Annotated in this window: 1 protein-coding gene; it reads left to right on the plus strand. The window is 67.7% G+C overall.

Annotated features, from left to right (window positions below):
* Positions 1 to 1854 (plus strand): acetate--CoA ligase (gene acs, locus DIE17_RS36950; protein ID WP_124572240.1); only part of this gene is annotated, 1854 nt, incomplete at both ends.

A 1854-nucleotide genomic window follows, 5' to 3' on the forward strand; every position in this document is an offset into this window, starting at 1 on the left:
GCCGAGCAGGATTACGAAGGCTTCTGGGCGCGTCTCGCGCGCGAGGGCCTCAGCTGGCACAAGCCGTTCACGAAGGTGCTCGACGAGAGCGATGCGCCGTTCTACAAATGGTTCGACGACGGCGAACTCAACGCGTCGTACAACTGCCTCGACCGCCACGTCGAAGCCGGCAACGGCGAGCGCGTCGCCGTGATCTTCGAGGCCGACGACGGCACCGTCACGCGCGTCACCTATGCCGAGCTGCTGGCGCGCGTGTCGCGCTTCGCGAACGCGCTGAAGAAACGCGGGATCGGCAAGGGCGATCGCGTCATCATCTATATTCCGATGTCGATCGAAGGCATCGTCGCGATGCAGGCCTGCGCGCGCATCGGCGCCACGCACTCGGTCGTGTTCGGCGGCTTCTCCGCGAAATCGCTCAACGAGCGGCTCGTCGACGTCGGCGCCGTTGCGCTCATCACCGCCGACGAGCAGGCGCGCGGCGGCAAGACGCTGCCGCTCAAGAGCATCGCCGACGAAGCGCTCGCGATGGGCGGCTGCGAAGCGGTCAAGAGCGTGATCGTCTATCGCCGCACCGGCGGCAAGATCGACTGGCATGCCGAACGCGACCTGTGGATGCACGAGATCGCCGACGGCGAGTCCGACACCTGCGCGCCGGAATGGGTCGGCGCCGAGCATCCGCTGTTCATCCTGTATACGTCGGGCTCGACCGGCAAGCCGAAGGGCGTGCAGCACAGCACCGGCGGCTACCTGCTGTGGGCCGCGCAGACGATGAAGTGGACCTTCGACTGGAAGCCCTCCGACGTGTTCTGGTGCACGGCCGACATCGGCTGGGTCACCGGCCACACGTACATCACGTACGGCCCGCTCGCGTGCGGCGGCACGCAGGTCGTGTTCGAGGGCGTGCCGACGTATCCGGACGCCGGGCGCTTCTGGAAGATGATCGGCGATCACAAGGTCACGGTGTTCTACACCGCGCCGACCGCGATCCGTTCGCTGATCAAGGCCGCGGAAGCCGACGACAAGGTCCACCCGAAGAGCTACGACCTGTCGAGCCTGCGCATCATCGGCACGGTCGGCGAGCCGATCAATCCGGAAGCGTGGATGTGGTACCACAAGCACGTCGGCCAGGAGCGCTGCCCGATCGTCGACACGTGGTGGCAGACCGAAACCGGCGGCCACATGATCACGCCGCTGCCGGGCGCGACGCCGACGGTGCCGGGTTCGTGCACGCTGCCGCTGCCGGGCATCATGGCCGCGGTGGTCGACGAAACGGGCCAGGACGTGCCGAACGGGCAAGGCGGGATTCTCGTCGTCAAGCGTCCGTGGCCGGCGATGATCCGCACGATCTGGGGCGACCCGGAGCGCTTCAGGAAGAGTTATTACCCGGAAGAACTCGGCGGCACGCTCTACCTCGCCGGCGACGGCACGGTGCGCGACAAGGACACCGGCTACTTCACGATCATGGGCCGCATCGACGACGTGCTGAACGTGTCGGGCCACCGGCTCGGCACGATGGAGATCGAGTCGGCGCTGGTCTCGCACGAGCTGGTGGCGGAAGCGGCGGTGGTCGGCCGCCCGGACGACACGACCGGCGAGGCGGTGGTCGCGTTCGTGGTGCTCAAGCGCTCGCGTCCGGAGGGCGAGGAAGCGGCGGCGCTCGCGAAGGCGCTGCGCGACTGGGTCGGCAAGCAGATCGGGCCGATCGCGAAACCGAAGGACATCCGCTTCGGCGACAACCTGCCGAAGACGCGCTCGGGCAAGATCATGCGGCGCCTGTTGCGCTCGCTCGCGAAGGGCGAGGCGATCACGCAGGACACGTCCACGCTCGAGAACCCGGCGATCCTCGAGCAGCTC

Source organism: Burkholderia sp. Bp9099, assembly GCF_003857805.1.
Classification (GTDB): domain Bacteria; phylum Pseudomonadota; class Gammaproteobacteria; order Burkholderiales; family Burkholderiaceae; genus Burkholderia.